At 72.1% G+C, this 22,940-nt stretch carries 16 protein-coding genes, 1 tRNA gene and 1 pseudogene; 13 read left to right on the top strand and 5 right to left on the bottom strand.

Going from position 1 to position 22,940, the window contains the following annotated elements:
- The first annotated feature begins 100 nt into the window (after nucleotides 1-100).
- The 6 genes from DFQ13_RS07045 to DFQ13_RS07020 all read left to right on the top strand — a co-directional run bounded on the left by DFQ13_RS07045 (nucleotide 101) and on the right by DFQ13_RS07020 (nucleotide 10,096).
- Nucleotides 101-2,386, top strand: coding sequence for a sodium-translocating pyrophosphatase (locus DFQ13_RS07045; protein ID WP_035287274.1), 2,286 nt, complete (start codon nucleotides 101-103; stop codon nucleotides 2,384-2,386).
- 189 nt (nucleotides 2,387-2,575) lie between these two features.
- Nucleotides 2,576-3,085, top strand: coding sequence for a hypothetical protein (locus DFQ13_RS07040; RefSeq protein WP_110079220.1), 510 nt, complete (start codon nucleotides 2,576-2,578; stop codon nucleotides 3,083-3,085).
- Between the two features lie 51 nt (nucleotides 3,086-3,136).
- Entirely contained in the window at nucleotides 3,137-3,745 is a 609-nt protein-coding gene (locus DFQ13_RS07035; protein ID WP_233427839.1) for a hypothetical protein, read from the top strand.
- A gap of 142 nt (nucleotides 3,746-3,887) precedes the next feature.
- Nucleotides 3,888-6,689, top strand: coding sequence for a type I DNA topoisomerase (gene topA / locus DFQ13_RS07030; protein WP_035287277.1), 2,802 nt, complete (start codon nucleotides 3,888-3,890; stop codon nucleotides 6,687-6,689).
- A gap of 169 nt (nucleotides 6,690-6,858) precedes the next feature.
- Complete coding sequence (locus DFQ13_RS07025) at nucleotides 6,859-8,877, top strand: bifunctional MFS transporter/dTMP kinase (protein ID WP_084176265.1); 2,019 nt, start codon at nucleotides 6,859-6,861, stop codon at nucleotides 8,875-8,877.
- A 28-nt stretch (nucleotides 8,878-8,905) separates the two neighbouring features.
- A complete protein-coding gene (locus tag DFQ13_RS07020) occupies nucleotides 8,906-10,096 on the top strand; it encodes a DNA polymerase III subunit delta' (protein WP_035287279.1) in 1,191 nt (396 codons plus the stop codon).
- A 618-nt stretch (nucleotides 10,097-10,714) separates the two neighbouring features.
- Here the strand turns inward: DFQ13_RS07020 and DFQ13_RS07015 are convergent.
- Nucleotides 10,715-12,334 (bottom strand): hypothetical protein, encoded by a 1,620-nt coding sequence (locus DFQ13_RS07015; protein WP_181399869.1) that lies wholly within the window; start codon nucleotides 12,332-12,334, stop codon nucleotides 10,715-10,717.
- 121 nt (nucleotides 12,335-12,455) lie between these two features.
- Here DFQ13_RS07015 and DFQ13_RS07010 point away from each other — a divergent pair.
- The 6 genes from DFQ13_RS07010 (at nucleotide 12,456) to DFQ13_RS06985 (ending at nucleotide 19,057) form a co-directional block, all read left to right on the top strand.
- Nucleotides 12,456-12,529 (top strand) — tRNA-Thr (locus DFQ13_RS07010).
- Between the two features lie 301 nt (nucleotides 12,530-12,830).
- Nucleotides 12,831-13,541: a Crp/Fnr family transcriptional regulator gene (locus DFQ13_RS07005; protein ID WP_035287282.1), complete on the top strand. Its 711-nt coding sequence runs from the start codon at nucleotides 12,831-12,833 to the stop codon at nucleotides 13,539-13,541.
- 84 nt (nucleotides 13,542-13,625) lie between these two features.
- Nucleotides 13,626-14,423, top strand: coding sequence for a hypothetical protein (locus DFQ13_RS07000; protein WP_146241136.1), 798 nt, complete (start codon nucleotides 13,626-13,628; stop codon nucleotides 14,421-14,423).
- Nucleotides 14,413-16,395 (top strand): hypothetical protein, encoded by a 1,983-nt coding sequence (locus tag DFQ13_RS06995; RefSeq protein WP_110079218.1) that lies wholly within the window; start codon nucleotides 14,413-14,415, stop codon nucleotides 16,393-16,395. Before DFQ13_RS07000 ends, DFQ13_RS06995 begins: the two co-directional genes overlap by 11 nt.
- Nucleotides 16,396-16,404: 9 nt before the next feature.
- The gene (locus tag DFQ13_RS06990; RefSeq protein ID WP_146241134.1) at nucleotides 16,405-17,700 is read left to right on the top strand and encodes a coiled-coil domain-containing protein; all 1,296 of its coding nucleotides are present in this window, start codon (nucleotides 16,405-16,407) and stop codon (nucleotides 17,698-17,700) included.
- Nucleotides 17,690-19,057 carry a DUF4407 domain-containing protein gene (locus DFQ13_RS06985; RefSeq protein ID WP_052021766.1) on the top strand — a complete coding sequence of 456 codons (1,368 nt, stop codon included), beginning with the start codon at nucleotides 17,690-17,692 and terminating at the stop codon, nucleotides 19,055-19,057. Before DFQ13_RS06990 ends, DFQ13_RS06985 begins: the two co-directional genes overlap by 11 nt.
- A 51-nt stretch (nucleotides 19,058-19,108) precedes the next feature.
- Here the strand turns inward: DFQ13_RS06985 and DFQ13_RS35765 are convergent, their stop codons facing one another.
- Entirely contained in the window at nucleotides 19,109-19,552 is a 444-nt protein-coding gene (locus DFQ13_RS35765) for an oxygenase MpaB family protein (protein WP_110079217.1), read from the bottom strand.
- A gap of 29 nt (nucleotides 19,553-19,581) precedes the next feature.
- Nucleotides 19,582-19,659, bottom strand: a pseudogene (locus DFQ13_RS35920) (hypothetical protein); the annotation flags it as partial.
- A gap of 110 nt (nucleotides 19,660-19,769) precedes the next feature.
- Between DFQ13_RS35920 and DFQ13_RS06970 the strand changes: the two are divergent.
- Complete coding sequence (locus DFQ13_RS06970; protein ID WP_110079215.1) at nucleotides 19,770-20,405, top strand: MSMEG_1061 family FMN-dependent PPOX-type flavoprotein; 636 nt, start codon at nucleotides 19,770-19,772, stop codon at nucleotides 20,403-20,405.
- Between the two features lie 9 nt (nucleotides 20,406-20,414).
- Here DFQ13_RS06970 and DFQ13_RS06965 read toward each other — a convergent pair whose 3' ends face one another.
- Entirely contained in the window at nucleotides 20,415-22,127 is a 1,713-nt protein-coding gene (locus DFQ13_RS06965; RefSeq protein ID WP_110079337.1) for a serine/threonine-protein kinase, read from the bottom strand.
- Entirely contained in the window at nucleotides 22,124-22,912 is a 789-nt protein-coding gene (locus DFQ13_RS06960) for a hypothetical protein (protein ID WP_233438286.1), read from the bottom strand. Before DFQ13_RS06960 ends, DFQ13_RS06965 begins: the two co-directional genes overlap by 4 nt.
- Nucleotides 22,913-22,940: the final 28 nt, after the last annotated feature.

The following is a 22,940-nucleotide window of genomic DNA, read 5'->3' as shown; positions in this document are numbered from 1 at the left end:
CTGATTGTGGTGGCCCACACGTGCAAACGGGGTCGGTGGACGTCGTGTGGTAGTGGCGGTCGGCCGGCGCTGAACACCAGGCAGATCCTCAGGAGGCCGGATGTCCGGGCAGTCCCTCGCGGCAGATCTGACACTCACCGGCGGCGACCGCGGTGTCGTCGTCGTGGTCGCCGTGATCGCCCTAGCCGCGCTCGCCGTCGGGTACGTCCTCATCAGGGAGGTCCTGGCCGCGGGCCAGGGCACCCTGAAGATGCAGGACATCGCCAGGGCGGTCCAGGAAGGCGCGGCGGCGTATCTCAAGCGACAGCGCAACACCCTGCTGGTCTTCGGCACAGTGGTGTTCCTGCTGCTGTTCCTGCTACCGGCCGACAGCGGTGGTGAACGGATAGGACGATCGCTGTTCTTCCTGGTCGGCGCCGTCTTCTCGTTCGCCATCGGGTACCTCGGCATGTGGCTGGCCACCCAGGCCAACCTGCGCGTCGCGGCCGCGGCCAACGAGCAGGGGGGCCGGGAGACCGCCACCAGGATCGCGTTCCGCACCGGCGGCGCCGTGGGCATGGCGACGGTCGGCCTCGGCCTGTTCGGGGCGGCCATCGTGGTGCTGGTCTACACCGGCGCCGCGCCCAAGGTGCTGGAGGGCTTCGGCTTCGGCGCCGCGCTGATCGCGATGTTCATGCGGGTCGGCGGCGGCATCTTCACCAAGGCCGCCGACGTGGGCGCCGACCTCGTCGGCAAGGTCGAGCAGGGCATCCCCGAGGACGACCCGCGCAACGCGGCGACCATCGCCGACAACGTGGGCGACAACGTCGGCGACTGCGCGGGCATGGCGGCCGACCTGTTCGAGTCCTACGCGGTCACGCTGGTCGCGGCGCTCATCCTGGGCTCCACCGCGTTCGGCTCCAAGGGCCTGCTGTTCCCGCTGATCGTCCCGGCGCTCGGCGTGGTCACCGCGATGCTCGGCGTCTACATCACCAGGGCCAGGGCGGGGGAGAGCGGGCTGACGACGATCAACCGCTCGTTCTACATCTCGGCGCTGATCTCGGCCGTGCTGTGCACCGCGGCGGCGTTCATCTTCCTGCCGAGCTCGTTCTCCGCGCTGACCGACGGCACCCAGGCGAGCACCGCGGGCAACCCGGCGCTGATCGCCGCGGTGGCCGTGATCATCGGCATCGTGCTGGCGGGGGTCATCCTCTGGTTGACCGGCTACTACACCGGCACCGAGTACAAGCCGGTCAAGGAGGTCGGCAAGACCTCGCTGACCGGTGCGGCGACCGTGGTCCTGTCCGGCATCTCAGTCGGCTTCGAGTCGGCGGTCTACACCGCGCTGGTCATCGGCGCGGCGGTGTACGGCGCGTTCCTGCTGTCCGGTTCGGTCGTGGTGGCGCTGTTCGCCATCGCGCTGGCGGGCTGCGGGCTGCTGACCACGGTCGGCGTGATCGTCGCCATGGACACCTTCGGGCCGGTGTCGGACAACGCCCAGGGCATCGCGGAGATGTCCGGCGACGTGACCGACGAGGGCGCGAAGATCCTCACCGAGCTGGACGCGGTCGGCAACACCACCAAGGCCATCACCAAGGGCATCGCCATCGCCACCGCGGTGCTGGCGGCGACCGCCCTGTTCGGCTCCTACCAGGACGCCATCGGCAAGGCGCTGGTGAAGGCCGGGGAGACGTTCGACCCGACCGCGTTCCTGGTGTTCAGCCCGGACGTGCTGGTCGGCGTGCTGATCGGCGCGGCGGTGGTGTTCATGTTCTCCGGCCTGGCGATCAACGCGGTGACCAGGGCGGCGGGCGCGATCGTGTTCGAGGTGCGCCGCCAGTTCCGGGAGATCCCGGGGATCATGGAGGGCACCGGCAAGCCGGAGTACGGCAGGGTCGTGGACATCTGCACCCGCGACTCGCTGCGCGAGCTGGCCACCCCGGGCCTGCTGGCGGTGCTGGCGCCGATCGCGGTCGGGTTCGGCCTCGGGGTCGGGCCGCTGGCCGGGTACCTGGGCGGCGCGATCGCCACCGGCACGCTGATGGCGGTGTTCCTGGCCAACTCCGGTGGCGCCTGGGACAACGCGAAGAAGCTGGTCGAGGACGGCAACCACGGCGGCAAGGGGTCCGAGGCGCACGCCGCCACGGTCATCGGCGACACCGTCGGCGACCCGTTCAAGGACACCGCCGGTCCGGCGATCAACCCGCTGATCAAGGTGATGAACCTGGTCTCGGTGCTGATCGCGCCCGCCATCGTGGGCTGGTCGGTCGGCGCGGACGCCTCGACCGGGCTGCGGGTGAGCATCGCGGTGGTCGCCCTGGTGCTGATCGTGGTGGCCGTGGTGATCTCCAAGCGGCGCGGCACGGCCATCGCCGACGCGCCCGCGGAGGCGGCCAACCGGCCCTGATCCGCCGCACCCGACCGGGGCTCGACCGGCGCACGCCGGTCGAGCCCCGGTCGGCGTTCCCGGTGCGCGCGTGCGAGCATCGGAGCGATTTCCGGCGCCCCCGGCTGAGGAGTGCTCAATGTCACGTCGCCCCGTTGTCGCCCTGGAACCGGCATCCGCCGCCCCGGGGTCCTGAGCGCCGGGGCCGCCGTGGTGGGGCTGGTCCTCGCCGCCGCGGTCGGGTGCACCGGGACGACCGGCGACGACCCGGCGGCCAAGATCGCCTGGTCGGGTGAACTGTGCGCGGCGGTGACCTCGGCGTCCGCCGTGCTGGCCACCCCGCCCCCGGTTGCCGACCCCGCCGACCCGGCCGCGGTGCGCAGCGCGGTGGAGACCTACCTCACGTCCGTCACCCGGGGTCTGACCGAGGCCGTGGACACCGCGACCAGGCTGCGCTCATCCCCCGTGACCGGCGGTGATGCTGTGGCCGCGGGCGCGGCGTCCGCCTACGACGCCGTGCGCGCTCCCCTCGACGCGGCGTTGATCACCCTGCGGGGTGATCCGAGCGCGGGAGCGGCGCTGACCGCGCTGGCCGAGGTGGTGCCCCGGATCACGTCGGCGGTGCCACCGGAACCGCTCCGGGTCGAACCCGATTCGGAATTCACCCGATGGGCGCAGCAGGCACCGCAGTGTGCCGACGTGCCCGCGCTGCGTCGCTGAACCGATTCCGGGCGCTTCCGCCAGTCGAACCCTTGTTCTATTCTGCCTGTCGTGGCGCAGCAGATGTCGATCTTCTCCGCGGAGGTCAGCCACCCCGGCGTCGCCGACCTCGCGGGGCTGCTGTGCGGGCCGGGGCGCACGGCCGTCTTCGCCCGCGCCACCGCCCGGCTCCTCCTCCCCGTCGACGACCAGTGGCGGGCGAACGCCCTGGTCAAAGCCTGCGCCGAGCGCGGGGTGGCGGCCGAGGTCCGAACCTGCGAGGAGTCCGGCGGCCCACGGTTGAGCACCGCCTTCCGCCGCGACCTGGCCCCGCTGGCGAGCGCCTGGACCGACCCCGCGGGCGGCAAGGCCGTCCCCGACTGCTTCCTCCCCGACGGCGCCGCGCTGCGCATGTGGGTGCTCGCGGCCGGGCGCTGGACCGACGGGGGCTACCTGCTGCCCCTCGACCCGACCGCCCCGCACACCCACGCCCCGCTGGCCGAGGCCCTGCTGCGCTGCGGCCTGCCGGCCACCGCCCCGACCGCGAAGGGCGAGGTCCCGGGCCTGCGCGTGGTCGGCAGGCGCAGGCTGGCCCGGCTGCTGGAACTGGTCGGCCCGCCCACCGGACCGGGGTGCGCCGACCAGTGGCCCGCCGTTTCCCGGATGCGCGCCGTGTCCTGAGCGTGCTACTGGTGGAAAGGGGGTCATACTCGGTCGGCCGATCTCCAGCGCTGGGCAACCTGGAATAGGGCTTTTCCTCATCAGCGTGCACACTGACTGGCTGACGCAGGCTTGGTACGGGGTTCACAGGAAGCGGGACAGCGTGGCAGCGACGAAGAAAAGCGCAGGTACCGGCGGTGCCGAACTGCGGCGGCTGGTGATCGTCGAATCACCCGCCAAGGCCCGCAAGATCGCCTCCTACCTCGGCCGCAACTTCGTCGTCGAGTCCTCCCGGGGCCACATCCGCGACCTGCCGCGCAAGGCCGCGGAGGTGCCGGAGAAGTACAAGGGCGAGTCCTGGTCCAACCTCGGCGTCAACGTCGACCACGGCTTCGAGCCGATCTACATCGTCACCCCGGACAAGAAGTCCACGGTGACCGAGCTCAAGAGCCTGCTCAAGGACGTCGACGAGCTGTACCTGGCCACGGACGGCGACCGCGAGGGCGAGGCCATCGCCTGGCACCTGCTGGAGGCGCTCAAGCCCAAGGTGCCGGTGCGCCGGATGGTCTTCCACGAGATCACCGAGCCCGCCATCATCGCCGCCGCGCAGAACACCCGCGACCTCGACCGCGACCTGGTCGACGCCCAGGAGACCCGGCGCATCCTCGACCGCCTCTACGGCTACGAGGTCAGCCCGGTGCTGTGGAAGAAGGTCATGCCGCGGCTGTCGGCGGGCCGCGTGCAGTCGGTGGCCACCCGGATCGTGGTGCAGCGCGAGCGCGAGCGGATGGCGTTCGTCGCGGCCAACTACTGGGACATCGCCGCGACCATGGACGCGGGCAAGGAGGCCGAGCCGCCCACCTTCGGCTCCCGGCTGCTCTCCGTCGACGGCGTGCGGCTGGCCACCGGCCGCGACTTCGGCCAGGACGGCAAGCTCAAGGCAGGCGCCGAGGTGCTGCTGCTCGCCGAACCCGAGGCCCAGCGGCTCACCCAGGCCCTGGCCGGTGCGCACCTCACCGTCTCCAGCGTCGAGGAGAAGCCCTACACCCGCAAGCCGTACGCGCCGTTCATGACCTCCACGCTGCAGCAGGAGGCGGGCCGCAAGCTGCGCTTCGGCTCGGACCGGACCATGCGCACCGCCCAGCGGCTGTACGAGAACGGCTACATCACCTACATGCGAACCGACAGCACCACGCTGTCGGAGACGGCGATCGACGCGGCCCGCTCGCAGGCCACCGACCTCTACGGCGCCCAGTTCGTGCACCCGACCCCCCGGCAGTACACCCGGAAGGTCAAGAACGCCCAGGAGGCGCACGAGGCCATCCGCCCCGCCGGTGAGGTGTTCCGCACCCCCGGGCAGGTGGCCGGTGAGCTGGAGACCGACGAGTTCCGCCTCTACGAGCTGATCTGGCAGCGCACCATCGCCTCCCAGATGGCCGACGTGCGCGGCACCACCATGACCGTGCGGATCACCGGCAACGCCTCCAGCGGCGAGGAGTGCGTGTTCTCCTCCTCGGGTCGCACCATCACCTTCCCCGGCTTCCTGCGCGCCTACGTCGAGGCGGTCGACTCCGAGGAGGGCGGCGAGGCCGACGACTCCGAGCGCAGGCTGCCGCTGCTGACCAAGGGCCACGCGGTCACCGCGACCGACCTGTCCGCCGACGGGCACAGCACCAGCCCGCCGCCGCGCTACTCCGAGCCCAGCCTGGTCAAGGCGCTCGAGGAGCTGGGCATCGGCCGCCCGTCGACCTACGCCTCCATCATCAACACCATCCAGGACCGCGGCTACGTGTGGAAGAAGGGCTCCGCCCTGGTCCCGTCGTGGATCGCGTTCTCCGTGGTGGGCCTGCTCGAGCAGCACTTCGAGCGGCTGGTCGACTACGACTTCACCGCCGCCATGGAGGAGGAGCTCGACGGCATCGCCGCGGGCACCCAGCAGCGCACCGACTGGCTGTCCGGGTTCTACTTCGGCGGCACCGTCGGCCCGGAGGGCTCGGTGGGCCGCTCCGGCGGGCTCAAGCAGCTCGTCGGCTCCGGTGTGGACAACATCGACGCCAAGGTCGTGAACTCGATCCCGGTGTTCTCCGACGCCGAGGACCGCCCCATCGTCGTCCGGGTCGGCCGCTACGGGCCGTACCTGGAGCGCGAGGTCGAGGGCGAGGCCCAGCCGCAGCGGGCGAACCTGCCCGAGGACCTGCCGCCGGACGAGCTGGACCTGGAACTGGCCGAGAAGCTGTTCGCCACCCCGATGGAGGGGCGCAGCCTGGGCACCGACCCGGTCACCGGGCACGAGGTCGTGGCCAAGGAGGGCCGGTTCGGCCCCTACGTCACCGAGGTCCTGCCCGAGCCGGAGGAACCCCCGGCCCCGGTCGAGGGCGCCAAGAAGACCCGCGCCAAGGCCCCGGCGAAGCCCAAGCCGCGCACCGGCTCGCTGTTCAAGTCGATGTCGCTGGACACCGTCACCCTCGACGACGCGCTCAAGCTGCTCTCCCTGCCGCGGGTGGTGGGCACCGACCCGACCTCCGGCGAGGAGATCACCGCGCAGAACGGCCGGTACGGGCCCTACCTCAAGAAGGGCACCGACTCCCGGTCGCTGACCGGCGAGGACCAGATCTTCTCGGTGACCCTGGACGAGGCGCTCAAGATCTACGCCGAGCCCAAGAAGCGCGGCAGGCAGGCCGCCGCGTCGGCCCCGCCGCTGCGCGAGATGGGTGAGGACCCGGTCTCGAAGAAGCCGATGGTGGTCAAGGACGGCCGGTTCGGCCCGTACGTCACCGATGGCGAGACCAACGCCTCGCTGCGCAAGGCCGACAACGTCGAGACCCTCACCGACGAGCGGGCCAGCGAACTGCTCGCGGAGAAGCGCGCCAAGGGCCCCGCCCCCAAGCGCACCCCCGCGCGCCGCACGACGACCGCCGCGAAGAAGCCCGCCGCGAAGAAGGCCCCGGCCAAGTCCAAGGGCTGACAGACCGCGGCACCCGGGGGTGGACGGTCATGTCCACCTCCGGGATGACCCGGGACCCGGCGCACCCCGGCTACCCTGGGCGCGTCTACGGCGTGGAAAGAGGGTGGCTGTCATCAGCGGCGACGGGGACACCGGGGACGGCAAGCCCCCGGTCGGCGGCGAGGGCTCGATGGCTTACCGGGCGCGCAGCGTGCTGTCCATCCGCCCCTTCCGCAGGCTCTGGGGCGTCACCTACCTGTGCAGCATGGGCGACTGGCTGGCGCTGCTGGCGCTGAGCGGGCTGGCCAGCCAGTTCACCCAGGGCTACAAGGCGCAGAGCTTCGCCTTCGCCGGTGTCGTGCTCACCCAGTTGCTGCCCGGGCTGCTGTTCGCCCCGCTCGGCGGGCTGTTCGCCGACCGGTTCGACCGGCGCAAGGTGATGGCGTTCGCCGACGTCGGCCGGTTCGGGCTGCTGCTGTCGATCGCCCTCGTCGGCTCGACGCTGTGGCTGTTCATCGGCAACTTCCTGGTCGGCTGCTGCGCGCTGCTGTGGATTCCGTCGAAGGACGCCGCGGTGCCCAACCTGCTGCGCAGGCCGGACCAGGTGGAGACGGCCAACCAGCTCGGGCTGGTGATGACCTACGGCATCTCGGTGATCAGCGGCGCGGGCCTCTACGCGCTGATCAACGGGGTCAGCACCAACCTCAACCTGCGCTTCGACGACACCGGCCTCGGCATCGTCAAGGTCATCCTGATCCTCACCGCGCTGTTCTACCTGACCAGCGCCCTGCTCATCGCCACCCGCATCCCCGAGCTGTCGCGCCGGGTGGTGGCCAAGCCGGTCGAGCGGGCCGCGGAGGAGACCGCGCCGGAGGTCAAGTCCGGCTTCCTGGCCATGGTCCGCGACGCGGGTCGGTTCGTGCGGAGCACCCCGCTGGTGCGCGGGCTGCTCATCGGCATGGTCGGCGCGTTCGCCGCGGCCGGTGCCCTGGTGGGCTCCGCGCAGCTCTACGGCAAGAGCCTCGGCGGTGGCGAGTCGACGTTCGGCCTGCTGTTCGTCGCGCTGTTCGTGGGCCTGGTGCTGGGCATGACCGGGTCGCCGAAGCTGGCCCGCAGGCTGCCGCGCAACCGGATGTTCGGCATCGCCATCGTGATCGCGGGCCTGTCGCAGCTCATGCTGGCGATCTCGCCGCACCCGGTCGTGACGCTGCCGTTCGTGGTGCTGCTCGGCGCGTGCGCGGGCGCGGCCTTCCTGACCGGGGTGACGATCATCGGCACCGAGGTCGAGGACGCCATCCGCGGCCGGATCAACGCCATCTACCAGTCCATGATGAAGCTCATCCTGGCCGGTTCGATGGCGCTGACACCGCTCCTGGTCGGCCTGGTCCGGCCGCACACGATCACCGTGTTCGGCCGGGACATGGTGGTCGACGGCACCCGGCCGGTGCTGCTCGGCGCGGGGATCATCGCCGCGCTGGTCGGCGTGATCGCCTACCGGCAGATGGACGACCGGCGCTCGGAGAGCATCCTGTCCGACCTGCTCTCGGCGGTGCGCGGCAAACCGCGGCGCAGCACCGGGCTGCTGATCGCCGTCGAGGGCAACACGCACTTCGACACCTCCACCCAGGCGCACCGGCTCGCCGACTGGCTGCGCGGGCCCGGCCGCAAGGAGGTCCTGCTCGCCACGGACCCGGTGCTCGACGACGCGAAGCTGCGCGCGGTGCTGTCCGGGGCGCAGCTCTCCAGCGCCCGCGCGCACGCGCTGGTGGCCGCCGCCGTGCGCGCCGACCTGGTGGAACGGGAGATCCGGCCCGCCCTGGACCGCGGCGCGCTGGTGGTCATGGAGCGCTTCGTCGACAGCCCGCTGGCGCACCTGTCCGCCGCGGCCGACCTCGACTCCGCCGAGCTGGAGGGGCTGGCCGACTGGGCCACCTCGCGGCTGCGGCCGGACATCACGATCCTGCTCGACCGCGACCCGGCCGCGCTGCCGCCGCGGCCCGGCAGCGTCGAGCACCACTGGCACGTCCGGGGCGTGCTCACCGACATGGCCGCCGCGGACCCCGACCGGTACGTCGTGGTCGACGGCGACGGCTCGGCCGACGAGGTCGCCGCCCGGGTCGCCGCGGCGGTCTACGTGGCGCTGGTGACCAGGAACGTGCCCGGTTTCGCCGAGGACGAGCCGGTCAAGACCCCCGTCGACGCGGGATGACCCACTGGATTCGTGAGGTGATGGGCTGATGGGCGTCTGGTCCCAGGTCGTCGGGCAGCCGGACGCGGTGCGGGTCCTCGGGACCGCCGCGGTGGCCGCGCGCGGGTTGGTCGACGGCACCGGGACGGCGGCGGGCATGACGCACGCCTGGCTGTTCACCGGGCCGCCCGGGTCGGGCCGGTCGGTGGCGGCGCGGGCGTTCGCGGCGGCGCTGCAGTGCACCACCCCGGGGGAACCGGGGTGCGGGGAGTGCCAGGGCTGCCACACCAGCATGTCCGGCACCCACGCCGACGTGCGGATGGTCGTCCCGGAGGGGCTGTCGATCTCGGTGGCCGAGATGCGCGCCCTGGTGCAGACCTCAGCCAGGCGGCCCACCGGCGGGCGCTGGCAGGTCGTGATCATCACCGACGCCGACCGGCTCACCGAGGGCGCGGCCAACGCCCTGCTCAAAGCGGTCGAGGAACCCCCGGCGCGGACCGTCTTCCTGCTCTGCGCACCGTCGGACCACCCGGACGACGTGTCCGTGACCATCCGCTCGCGCTGCCGGGCCATCGCCCTGCGCACCCCCGCCGCCCCGGCCATCGCCGAGGTGCTCCGGCTGCGCGACGGGGTGGACACCGACACCGCGGCGTGGGCGGCCTCGGTGTCCGGCGGGCACGTCGGCCGCGCCCGCCGCCTCGCCACCGACCCGGCGGCCAGGGACCGGCGGGCCAAGGTGCTGCGCATCCCCCTGCACCTGCGCAGGCTCTCCGACGTCTTCGACTGCGCCGACGACCTGGTCAAAGCCGCCGAAACCGACGCCAGCGAGGTCAGCGGCACCCGCGACGAGGCCGAGCGGGACGCCCTCAAGACCGCCCTCGGCCACGGCGGCACCGGCAAGGGAGCGGCGTCGGCCACCCGCGGCAGCGCGGGCGCCATCAAGGAACTGGAGAAGCGCCAGAAGTCCCGCGCCACCCGGACCCAGCGCGACGCCCTCGACCTGGCCCTGGTCGACCTGGCGGGCTTCTACCGGGACGTCCTGGTCACCCACGCGGGCGCCTCGGTCGCGCTCAACCACCCGGACCACGCCGAGGGCTCCGCCCAGGCCGCGGGCTCCTGGACGCCGGAGTCGACGCTGCGCAGGCTCGAAGCGGTGCTCGCGTGCCGGGAGGCGCTGGAGCAGAACGTGAAGCCGCGCATCGCCATCGAGGCCATGGTCTCGGCGATGCACTTCGGCTGACCCTGGCCCGTGTGGACTTAAGGACTTAAGGACTTAAGGACTTAAGGACTTAAGGATGTAAGGGCGTACGGAGCGGCGGGCTCCGGCCGTCTGGGCGGTTCGGGTCGCCGATCGGGATGGGCGCGGCTTTGCGGGGAACCAGCGGCACCGCAGAACCGCCGCGGCTGGGGCGTGCCCCGCAAGGCTCATCGGAGCCGGAGGCTGATCGCGGCGAGGTGGGTTCGGCCTGGTGACAGGAGGATCGCTCCGCGCAGCGGCTGGCAAGATCCTGAAACTGCTCGCGCCAGTTGAAGCACCGCCCAACCACATCGCGCCGCTCGCAGCCCCCTGATCACCAGCTCGCAGGGCACGCCCTGGCCGGAACAAGCTCAGCCGCTGCTTTTCCTCGCGCGCGCGTCACCATCCACAACCCCCACCCTCCCGAGGGGATTCGCGGCCCTTGGGGCCATTCTACCTGCGGGGATGTGGTTTTGGGGTGGTGTGGATCTTGGCTGTGGACAACTCGGGGGCGTGTCCACAGGTGGGGTGGACGGGTTGCGGTCGGTGGGGGGCGCGTGCGGGGTGGGGGACGGGGAGGACCGGGCCGGGGCGCCCCGAACGCGCCCCGGCCCGGGGGCGCTAGTCGGTCGTCTTCCGGCGGCGGGTGGGGAGGGCGGCGACGAGGACGACGCCGAACAGCAGCATGGCCGTGCCGGTCCAGAACAGCGGGACCGAGTGGTAGGCGGCGTTCGTGTAGGCGAGCTGCGGGGTCGCCGAGCCCTGCGGGGCGGGGGCGGGCGGGGCCTGGGGGGCCGACGCGGTGCCGCAGACGACGCCGCCCTCGGGGGCGTAGGCCCTGGCGACCTGCTCGCCGAGGGAGACCTGGGCCAGGGCCGAGGGCAGGTTGGGCAGGCCCAGCGCCTCCGTGGGCAGGACCTGGAGGTCGACCATGCGGGCGGTGGCGCCGAGCTGGTAGCCCTTGAACGGCTGGGTGGCCGCCGCGCCGGTCTGGTTCAGGCCCGCGACCGCCAGGCGGAGGACGCCCAGGTCGAGCTTCTGCAGGCCCTTCGACAGCGCGTCCCGCAGCGGTGAGCCGTCGCCCAGCAGGTCGCCGACGATCGGCAGCTTGCCGAGGTCGCCGAGGCCGGGGAGGTCGTCGGCGCCGGGCAGCGGCAGGCTGATCGGGATGTCGAGCTTGGGGTTGGCCGCGTCGAGCCTGCCCAGGCTCTTGCCGCCCTGGGTGACCTCCAGCACCGGGGCGGTGTACTGCACCGCCGAGGTCGCCGCGTCACCGGTCGAGGTGACCTGGAGGGTCGGCTGGCTGACCACGTTGATGGAGATCTCGAACGGCGTGCCCGCCAGCAGCTTCAACGCCGCCACCTGGAGGGTCGAGGTCGACTGGACGGCCTTGTTGGGGGAGCCGGGGATGTCGACCAGCTTGACCACGGAACGGGCGGAGAGGGTGTTCGGGAGGCTCAGGACCGAGCCGCCGCCCGCGCTGCCCTGGCCGCCGAGGACACCGCCCAGGGTGCTCAGCGGACCCGCCAGGTTCTTGAGCTGCTCGACGACGGTGTTGTCCGCGGCCTCGTCGAGGTTCGGGGCGTCGAACGCACCGGTGAGGTCCTTGACGCCGGGCAGGGTCGGGATGGCGTTCAGGGCGGAGATGCTCGCGATGCTGGTGGAGGCGTCGGAGATCGTGTCGACGCACGGACCGAGCGCGTCGCTCCAGTTGGCGGAGACCGAGCCGTTGAGCGCGCCGACCTTCACCAAGGTGTCCAGCGGGGTGGACGGCGGGTTGATGCCACCGGTCAGCGGGGCCTCGTTGTTCGGCGGTGCCGTCTGCGCCAGTGAGCCGGGGGCCTGCGGGCTCGACCCCTGCACGGCGATGCCACCGGGGGAGGCCTGCGCGATGGACTTCTCGTAGGCCAGGTACGCCTCGGAGTTCGCCTGGGCGCTGGCCAGCCCGAAGCCCAGCTCCACCGCGGCCTGCTTCGGCAGCTTGTCCGCGGCACCCGGCAGGATCGCCTTGGTCGGGGTCGAGTTCGGCAGCACCCGGATCACCGCCAGCCCGGTCCCGGCGTCGCCCACCGCGTGCCCGAGGGGCTGCGGCGAGGCGGGCGCGGACGCGGGCGGGGCGCCGGGGTTGCCCGGCGCGGGCACCGGCGTCGTCTCCACCTGAGCCGCGGCGGGCCCCGCGGCCAGAGCGAACACCGACGCGGCCACCGGCAGGGCCAGGACCGCGGGCAGACGTCGACGCATGGTGCCGTTCCTCCTACGAGCGGGTTCTGCTGTCACCCGGGTCGCCGGGCGCACACCCGGTAAACGACGGATACCCCTGCTGGTGACGCGGCAGGGTGACGGTATAGTGGGTCACGAGCACGCCGCCTTAGCTCAGTCGGCTAGAGCGATTCACTCGTAATGAATAGGTCAAGGGTTCGACTCCCTTAGGCGGCTCGCAGGTCAGAGGGGTTGTCCCGGTTCACCCGGGACAACCCCTCTGTCGTTCCCGCCTCTGTTCGCGTTGACGACCACTGCTGGATCGCAGGTGAGCCGATGCCCCGGTGGCAGATGCGCTGTGGGCCTTTCTCTCGAAGGCTGCGGCGCCTCCGTGCAGAGAAGGTGGAGTGACCTGGGGCACGTTGCTGGTGCTGGGTGTCGGATTCTCGCTTCGATCGGTAATCCGGCAACCTCTTTACTCCCTTCGTGCTCATGGCGACTGTCTTCGAGTTCACGTCGGTACCGCGGGAGGGCTCCCATGCAGGCGGCTGTGGCGGGCAGGTGGCTGCCCGGGACGTTCCTGGCCAGGCTGGGCCCGGTGGCGCCCGCGTTGCTGGACCTGGGCAGGTCGCGCGTGCTGGGGGCGGGCGAGCGACTGATCACCCAGGGGGACGACAACACCAGCGTCTTCCTGCTCGAGTCCGCAGACCGGGACTCGGCAGCGTGCGTGAAGGTCACCGCGACCACGCCCAATGGAACCGAGAGCCTGCTCGGCATTCGACTGGCGGGTGACATCGTCGGTGAACTCGCGGCGCTGCGGGACGACGGCAGGCGGTCCGCGACGGTCACGACGTGCACCGAGACCGTTGTGCACGCCGTGACGCACGAGCGGTTCCTCGGTTTCCTGCGCGCCGAGCCGGTGGCGTGGGAGGCGCTGAGCCGCGTGTTGGCCGACCGGCTCGACTGGGCCAACCGCCGCAGGCTCGACTTCGGTGGCTACGTCGTGCGGGTCCGCCTGGCGCGGGTGCTGCTGGAACTGGCCGAGCGGCACGGCCACGGCGCGGTGGGCGGCATCGCTCTCGGTGTGAAGCTGTCGCAGGCGGAGCTGGGCAGGCTCATCGGTGCTGGTGCCGATGCCGCCGCCGGGGCGGTGGCCGAACTGCGCCGGGCGGGCGTGCTCAGCACCGAGTACCAACGGCCGACGATCACCGACCTCGCCGGGTTGCGCGAGCTCGCAGGCGAGAACTGAGTCGGAATCCGTATTTATCCGTAGTTCCACACCGGTTCTGTCCCCACACTTCTCCCCACACCCCCACTGCGCGAGGACACCGACGTGACCGAACCCTTTCATCGACGTGTGCTGCTGAGCCTGGACGCCCAGGCATACGGCTCACGTGGCGACCACCAGCAGTTGGAGCTGCAGCGCGCGTTGACCCAGGTCGTCGCCGAGGCCGCCGGGCGGGCCGGGGTGGACCTGGCCGCCGCGGACCGGCAGGCCGCGGGCGACGGCATGCTGATCATCCTGGCGCCGGGCTCCTCGGAGGTCGCACCCGTGGACGCGTTCCCCCGCGAGTTGGTCCGGGCGCTGCGCGACTACAACGGCGGCGACCGCGGCGACTCCCCCCGGTTGCGGTTGCGGTTGGCCGTCCACCAAGGACTCGTTGCGACGGGCGACAACGGGTACCCCGGTGCGGGTGTCGTCGTGGTCGCCCGGATGGTCGACAGCGGACCCGCACGCGCCGCGTTGAAGGCGGCCTCGGCCGCCGACCTGGTGCTGCTGGTCTCCCGCACGATCTACTTCGACCTGGTCGTCCAGTCACACACTTCCCTGCAACCACAGGCGTTCCGCCAGGTCGAGTACGAGACGAAGGAGGGCGCGGAAGTCGCGTGGTTGTCCGTCCCCGGTGGCGACGCGCACGCGCTCGACCTCTCCGGTGAGAGCTCGGACGCCTCGGGTGCCGGTCATGCGGGCACAGCCGCCGAAATCCCCGCGAGCGTCGACGCCGCCGCTCCCACCAAGGCGCGCGTCGTGGTCAACGGTGGTGTGCACGGCGGGAACGTGGTGCAGGGCACCCTGCACGGCACCGCGTTCAACTTCGGCATCCAGACCGGTGATCGCCATGACGGCTGAACCGGAACCACCCGACCAGCCCGTCGAAGACCCACCGCCCGACAAGGAGGCGCCGAACACCCTCGAGCACCCTGGCGCGCTCCACTCGGTCCGCAACACCATGAGCGGGACGTTCTACATGAACGCCGCCAACTTCGGTGTTGACGGTGTGTCCGCCAGTCCGTTGACCAGGGCCACCGGCCGGGTCCAGGAGTCCGTCGTGCGGGCGGCGCTCGACCGCTTCGTCACCCCGCCCCGCTTCGACGTGGCGCTCGGCAGGCTGCACCGGGATCGAGTGGTGGTCTTGCGCGGGCTCCGCGGCAGCGGCAAGCGCACGGCGGCGCTGACCATGCTCCGCGAGGTCGGCGCGAGCACCCTCTACGCGTTGTCCCCGCAGGTGACGCTGTCGGAGCTCGCCCAGCGGGACTACGACCGGGGCGCGGGTTATCTCGTGGCCGACCGACGGGTGGCAGACGCCGACGACTCCGACTTCGACTGGGGGCTGGTGCGTGACCGGGTGCAGGACGAGGGCGCGTACCTGGTGGCCACCGTTGGCAACGAGGCCTCCAACCCCGCCGACGGCACGACGCACGTCGACTGGGTGATGGTCGAACCCGAGCGGGTGCTGCGGGCGCACTGGCCGCACGAGTGGCCCGAAACCCTCCACGAGGTTCTGTGCTCGGTGAACCGGGTGTCCGACGTCATCGAGCTGGCTCGCCGCCTCGCCGCGGGCGAGTCACCGGACGCCGCGGTCACGCACCTCGACGGCAGGGCGGGTGACGTGGTGGCCGACTGGTTCGCGGCGGGACCGACCCGGCGGCAGGTCCTGGAGGTCGCCGCGTTGGCGTTCGCGGTCGGCACGGACGAGCGCACCTACGAGTCCATGCTGCACAAGCTCGTGGAGCACTACGAGCACCACGATCCCGAAGTCCGCCCGGGCGAGTTGGCCGCCGTCGAGGATCGGTTGCGGCAGCGTAGGAGCACCCTGTTCAACGAGAACGAATTGGTGTCCGCCGTACGCTACCGCGACCAGTACGGCGCCGAGCAGACCGCGCTGTGCTTCACCGTCCCCGCCTACCACCGGCACGTGCTGGCCCAGCTGTGGGCGAGGCTGGACGTGCGGTTCTGGGACGCGGTGCGGGACTGGCTCAACGGTGTTGCGGGGCGCCACGGGGACCCGGTCGCGGTCGGACTGGCGGAGCTGGCCGACGTGTCCTTCGGGGAGGCGTTGCCGCTGCTGGAGCGGTGGGCGGGCGGTGAGGTCGGGGCGGGTGGTCAGCACACGGCCGTGCAGACCCTATGGGCCATGGCCTACCGGGAGCCGTTGGCGTCCGCGGCGTTGCGGGTGGCGACGTCCTGGGTGACCAGGGGCAGCCCGGCTCGGCGCTGGGCCGGGGCGATGGCCTTCAGCGGCGACATCGGCGTCCGGTACCCGCACGATGCGGCCAACCGGCTGTGGCAGCTGTGCGTGCAGTCCCACACCGCCTCGGGCAACGTGGAAATGGTCTTGGCCGCGTTGTTCAGCAGGCTGGTCCACGATACCGCCGACGCCGGGATCGTGCTGTCCGTGCTGCGCACCAAGCTGCGCCGTTTCAGCCGCAGCAGTGCCGATCGGCGCCTGCTGGTGATCGCCATCCGGGCCACCCTCGCGGTGCTGTCCGCCCGCGACGGACGTGCCGCGTTCGTGGAATTCCTGGTGTCCGCACCGGACCGGATCGATCTCGTGGCCGAGCTGTGGGCGTCGGTCCTGTGCTACCGCCCCACCCGGCTCGCCGCCCTCACCGCCCTGCGCCAAGCCCTCGACACCGCGGGCCCGGACGCGCTCGACATCGCCGAGCGGCTCGGCCGTGCGCTGGGCGCCACCCTGCCCCCTGACGAACCACCCGCGCTGCGCAGCGACTTCCAAACCCTCGCAGCGCGGAAAGGGGTGCCCATCGGGCCCGTGCTCGCTGCCTTGCTGACCGTGCTGACCGAATTCCCCACCGGAGCTTAGGAACTGGACATGGCACAGCCCTACCCGATCGTCCGACAGGTAGTACTCGACCCCCTCCCGCGCAAGCGGATGTTCGGCCGCGGCCGCAGTGGTCGCACCACCGACGAGATCCCACACCTGGCTGCCCACCACCGCTTGGTCTACCGGGTGCGGGGTGACTACGTGGTCGACAACTTCACCATGCCCCTGGATTCATCCACCGTCGTGGACGCCTCGCACGTGTCCGTCGTGGACGTGGCCCGGGACGTGGCGGTGGTCGTGAACCTGACCATACCGTCGCAGGACGCGTCGTCGTTCACCGTGCTCGCCACCTTCCTGTGCTCGGTCACCGACCCGCTCTCGGTGGTGCGCAGCGGGGCGCAGGAGGCCGCGGGCATGCTGCGCGCCTACCTGCGCGGTCACCAGCGGCTGTTCGAGCTGGGGCTGGACTACCCGATCTCCCGGATCAACGAGATCCGGCGCAAGCTCAGCACCCAGGTCATGGCGTACCTGGAGGTCACACCGCCGCAGTTCCCCGGGGTGGAGGTGGCCCTCGCCAGCGTCGAGGTGATGACACCGGAGGAGCTCTCAGCCCTGGAGCAGTCGCGGCGCGAGGTGGCCGCACAGCACGCGTTGGAATCCGAGCGGCTGCGGACCCAGCACGACATCGTCACCACCCAGCTGTTGCAGGAGCAGAGCTTGCGCGCCGACCGCGAGCTCTGGGACTCCCGGCTCGCCGCTGAGGGCCAGCAGCGGGAGCTGGAGATGGATGCCGAACGACGCGAGTACGAGCTGTTCCAGCAGGCGAAGGCTGCCGAGGCGATCGCGGACGACCCGGTGCGGGCGCTGGCGCTCGCCTACTCGAGCAAGGAGATCACCGCCAAGGAACTCGCCGACGGCCTGGCCGCGATCCACGAGACCCGGCGGCAGGACCGGCTCACCGAGGCCGAGGCCGAGCGGGTCGAGCGGCGCCGGGAGACCGAGTGGCAGCGCGAGCGCGAGCGGTTGCGGATCGCGGCGCACCGCGAGGACAGCATCAAGCGGGCCGAGTGGGTGCGTGCTGACCGGAAGATGGACCGCGAGGACCAGCGCCAGCAGTTGCACGCCAAGCTGGCAGTGATCAAGGAGCTGGCCGAGCAGGGCCACCTCGCCACCGCCAACCTGCGGTTGGACTCGGTGGTCAACTCGATGCTGGCGGTTCCCGCCGCACCGGAGCAGGAGGCCCCGGCCCTGCCGGAGCCCGACCGGGATCGATCCCCGGCAAACGGCTTCGCGGGCCTGGACCGCGAAGCCGACGAGATGGTGAGGGAAGAAGATGCCGACTGATCTCGCGTCCCCGCCCGAGCTGGACCCGCGTCCCGTCCGGTCGTCGCTGACCAATGAGGCGATGCCGGGGTTGTACCGGCCGGTCCGGCCCGCTCGGGGTCTCCCGGTGGTGCTGCGCAGGCTGGTCGGCGTCAAGGAGGACATCCTCGACTGGGTGCCGGAGGAGCGACCCCGCTACACCCGGCTGGGGCTGATCGTGCTCAACACCGGAGTGCTCGCCGGGTTCTCGATGACCATCGCCATGGCGACGGTCGGTGCGGTGTCCCCGTGGCTGCTGGTGCCGCTCGGCCTGTTCTGGGGCTTGATCATCATCACTGTCGACAGCTGGCTGATCACCAGCACCAACGGGAGCAGCCGCCACGGGCGGTTGCGGGTCTTCGCGCCCAGGTTGGTGCTCTCGGTGCTGCTCGGCCTGGTGATCGCCGAACCGCTGGTGCTCTGGGTGTTCGGCTCCTCGATCACCGCCGAGATCAAGGAATTCCGGAAGGCGGAGGTCGAGGGCTACCAGAGCACGCTGCGGGTGTGCAACCCGGCCACCGGTGGGCTCAACCAGGACCCGGCCTGCGACGGGTACCGCTTGAACCCCGGTGACACGCCGCAGGCGCTGGAGTCGCAACTCGAAGAGGCCACCGCCATCCGGGACCGGGCCAAGGGCGTGCTGGTCGACCTGGACGCCAAGCACGCCGAGCTGGAGCGGCTGGCGCGCGACGAGTGCGCGGGCCGAGCGGGGCCGGGCCTGACCGCCGTGCCCGGTGAGGGCGGCGAGTGCCTCCGGAACCGGGCCAAGGCCGACCAGTTCCGCGTCGACAACCAGATCGAGAGGCTGCACGTCGAGCAGCTCGGTCTGGAGCAGAAGGTCACCGACCTCACCGACCAGGTCGCCCGCTCCCGCGCGGGCGCGGCGGTGCGGATCGGCGAGGACATCACCGCCAAGGTCGAGGAGAAGCGGGCCAACCTGGTCGGCGTCGACATCCTGGACCAGGTGAGCGCCATGGGGCGCGTCGCCGACCGCGACCTGTTCGCCGAGGTCGCCCAGTGGGTGCTCCGGCTGCTGCTGGTCGCGCTGGACTGCCTGCCGGTCCTGACCAAGCTCATGGGTGGGACGACCGCCTACGACGAGCAGGTCACCCGGCAGTTGGAGGGTGCGAAGCGGTTGCACGACAAGCACATGCACGTCCACGAGAACCGCGATGGTGTTGACCTGGAAATCCAGATGCGGCAGTCCGACCGCAAGCTGCGGGACAGGATCGCGGCCATGACCGCCACCGACCGGGCCAACTCCGCCCGGCGCCGGATCGACGAGGCCGCCGAGATCGACCGGCTGGCAGCTGAACTGGAACGCCGGGGAGGGCGCTGACGGCCGTGGTGGGGCGGGCAGGTCCATGTGCCCGCCCCACCACGGCGGGGATTACCGGGCTGACGCGTAGGCGGAGGTGGCGGCGGGGTACTGGCTGGCCCAGGCGGGCAGGGCCGACACGGTACGGCGGATGCGGTCGGACTGACGGGCGAAGCGACAGTCGTCCATTGTGGACCAATTTACGGATGGGCGGGTGGGCAGGTGGTGCCACAACGGTTTGGGGAACCACTTGGTGGGTGGCGGTACCGCGCCGATGAGTGAGTGCAGAACGTCCTGTATGGGATGGTTTGCCGTCAGGGTGGCGGTTTTCTCCTCGACGTAGGCGCGGAAGTCCTTGTGGTCGCGGGGCATGGTGTGGTCGGGGATGCCGAGGATGCGACCGAGATGGCGCCATTCGCGGTGGAGGGTGTGCAGTCGGGTGGACTCGGCGTGGGCCCTCGCGCCGCCGTAGGTGAGGCGGAGGCGGAGTTCACCGTGTCCCACAGGCGCGGCCACGGGGCGTGCCGGAAGGTGAGGTGGTTGGCGGCCGCGTCGACGGCCGGGTGGGCCACCTGCACGAGCAGCACCCGGCCGCCGCACAGCGCCGTGCGGGCGTCCGCCATGACGCGCCAGGTGACGGAGGCGGGGCCGAGGGGCCCCATGGGGTCGTTCCTGTGGCAGGCCGTCGTCGGTGTCACTACCGCGAGCCGGTGCGCCCGGATAGCGTCCCCGGGTGACCGACGACCTGTTCACCGACGCCATCACCGACATCGACGAGCTGCGGGAGCTCTACCCCGAACCCGCGGGGCAGGGCAGGGCCAAGGAGATCGACACCGTCGACGACATGGCTCGGCGGCTGATCGCGCTGGCGCCGCTGGTGTTCGTGGCCAGCGCCGACGCCGACGGCCGCTGCGACGTCTCGCCGCGCGGTGGGCCGCCGGGGTTCGTGTCGGTGCTCGGTGACGGGACCGTGGTCGTCCCGGACGCCACCGGCAACCGGCGGATCGACACCTTCCGCAACGTCGTGGTGACCGGGCGGGTCGGTTTGGTGTTCGTCATCCCCGGGCGCGGGCAGACGCTGCGGGTCAACGGGGCGGCGTGCGTGAGCAGGCGGCCGGAACTGCTCGCGTCGCTCACCGCGGTCGGCAAGGCGCCCAGGGCGGCGCTGGTGGTCCGGCCGGACGAGGTGTTCACGCACTGCCCGAAGGCGTTCGTCCGCTCCGCCCTCTGGGACCCGGCCTCCTGGCCCGACGCCACCGCGCAGCCGACCCCGGCCGAGGTCGTGCACACCCACCTGCGCGACCCGGGCATCAGCCTCGCCGACGTCGAACGGGACATGGTCGACAGCCTGCGCGACCGCCTCGCCTGAGGCCGCGCCTCAGGACGCCCGGCGGCGGGCCGACCACGCGGTGGCCAGGACCAGGGCGGCCGCGCCGAGGGCGCCCGCGACCGCGGCCCCGGTGGCGTACCCCGCGGACGGCTCGCGGGCACCCAGGGTGGAGACGAACAGCCACACGCCCAGGCCCAGCACGGCGCCGAGCGGGAGCGCGGCGACCGGGGCGGCCGGGCGGCGGTGGCCGCGGCGGAGGGTGCGCATGACCGATTCGAGGTAGGCCAGGGCGAACAGGGCCAGCAGCAGGCTGCCGCCGCCCATCGCGCTGGCGATCGGGGCCTGCGGCGGTCGGACCGCGAACCGCTGGGGTTCGCCCGTGCCGGTGTCCAGGGTGCCGGTGGCGGCGCCGCCGACGAGCCAGCGGGTGAGCGGCCGGGGTTCGACGGTGGCGGTGAAGGTGCCGTCCGGGTTCGGGGTGACCGGCACCTCGACTGTGTCCAGGTCGACCCCGGCGGCGCTGAGGGTGAACCGGAGGGTGGCGGGGGCCGGGGCGCCGGTGACGGTGAACGGCCTGCTCAGGTCCAGGGAGACGGGGGTCACCGCGGGTTTGCCGTCGATCGCGAGGGTGTTGGCGGTGCCGGGGTGGGTCAGGGTCTCGGGGGCCAGGAACGGCAGGGCGAGCATCACCAGCAGGGCCACGGCGGCGACCAGGCCGGGGAACAGGGGGGACCGGCCGGGGCGGCCCAGGACCTCGGCGGCCGGGCGCAGGTCGGCGGGCCGGATCGCCCTGGTGGGCTCCGGGGCGGCGGTGCCGCGGACCGGTCGGGTGACCGCTGCCGGGTTGTCCGGGCCGGGTTGGTCGGCGATCGAGCCCAGGACGCGCGGGCCCAGGTGCACCGGGATGCCCGCTCGTTCCAGCCAGCCGCGGCCGAACACGGCGGTGGCCGCGGCGCCGAGGTCGACGGCGAACGCCTCGGCGTCGCGGTAGCGGTGCCTGGGGTCCCTGGCCAGGCTGCGCATGACCACTGTGGACAGCGGGGCGGGCACGCGCGGCAGCGGCCGCGGGTCGGTGAACATCCGCTGGCGCATCATGCTCACCGCGCCCCGGGTGCGGTCGAACGGCAGGTCGCCGCAGAGGAGTTCGTAGAGGACCGTGCCGGTGGCGTAGAGGTCGGCCGCGGGGGACAGGGCGTTGCCCATGGCCTGTTCCGGGGCGATGTAGGCGGGGGTGCCCAGCACCTCGCCCGCGTGCGTCATCAGGGTGGCGCCCTCGCTGACGACCTGGGCGATGCCGAAGTCGGCCACCTTCACCACCCCGGCCGAGGTGAACAGCAGGTTCTTCGGCTTCACGTCCAGGTGCAGCACCCCGGCGGTGTGCGCGGCGTGCAGCCCGGCCAGCGCCGCCAGCGCGATCGCGCACGACTGCTCGCCGGTCAGCCCGCGCCCGCGGAAGGCGTCGTGGACCGTGCCGCCGTCCAGCTTCTCCATCACCAGCAGGTTGTCGGTGCCGGTCTGGACGTAGTCGTAGACCGGGACGATGTGCGGGTGGTCCAGGCCCGCCAGCACCCGCGCCTCCCGGTCGAACCGGGCGTTCACGTCGGGGTCGCCCGCCACCGCCGCGGGCAGTTGCTTGATCGCCACCTGCCTGCCCAGGGAGCGGTGCACCCCGGAGAACACCACGCCCATGCCGCCGGAGCCGATCACCGACCCCACCTGGTACTGCGGCAGTGCCGCCGCCAACCCGGCCGGAGCGCTCATCGGGTCCACTCCCGGGTCAGCGCCACCGTCGGGCCGTCGCCGGTCGGGTCCGGGGGGCCCGCGGGGGCGGGGTGCGGGGTGAGGAAGCCGAGCAGCAGGCCGATCACCGCGGCGCCGAGCACGATCGGGATCTCCACCTCGGGTTCCGGTGGGACCAGCCGCAGCACCGACAGCGTCACCACCGCCACCAGCCCGGTGCCGACCCCGGCGGGCAGGAACCGCAGCGCGCGCCGGAACCTGTTGGCGGACAGGCGGTGCCGGGCCAGCGCCAGCAGCGCGCCGGTCCAGGCCAGGGCCGTCAGCACGAGCAGCGCGACGCCGAAGACGCCGTAGACCGACCAGAACGACCCGCGCACGTCGACCACCGTGTCCGAGCTGGCCAGTTCCACCCGGTCCTCGCTGAGCAGCGCCACCGTCGTCGGCAGCAGCCCGATCGCCTGGCCGTCGAGGTCGCGCACGTCCAGCGGGAAGGTGCGGGTGACCTGCCCGCGTGAGGGCACCTCGAACGGGACCGTGGTGTCGTAGGAGAAGAACGTCAGCGCGAGCGCCACGCCGGTGATCCGCACCAGGCGGACCTCCTGCTTGGCGGCGCCGGGGTTGCGCACGGTCAGCGAGACCTCGACGGGCCTCGCCGGGTCGAAGGTGACGGTGCGCCCGGTGATGTCCTCACCGTCCACGGTGACCACCACCCGGAGCGGATCATCCGACCCCTGGGCGGCGGCCGGGGTGGCGCCGGAGGCCAGCACCGTCACGAGGGCAACCGCCGTGCCGACAAAACGTCCCATGGGATGACTCCGGTTCAGGCGGGCCCGA

The organism is Actinokineospora spheciospongiae (assembly GCF_003182415.1).
In the GTDB taxonomy this organism is placed as follows: Bacteria; Actinomycetota; Actinomycetes; order Mycobacteriales; family Pseudonocardiaceae; genus Actinokineospora; species Actinokineospora spheciospongiae.
Note: the sequence above shows the minus strand (reverse complement) of the source record. Positions and strands in the feature narration are given on the sequence as shown.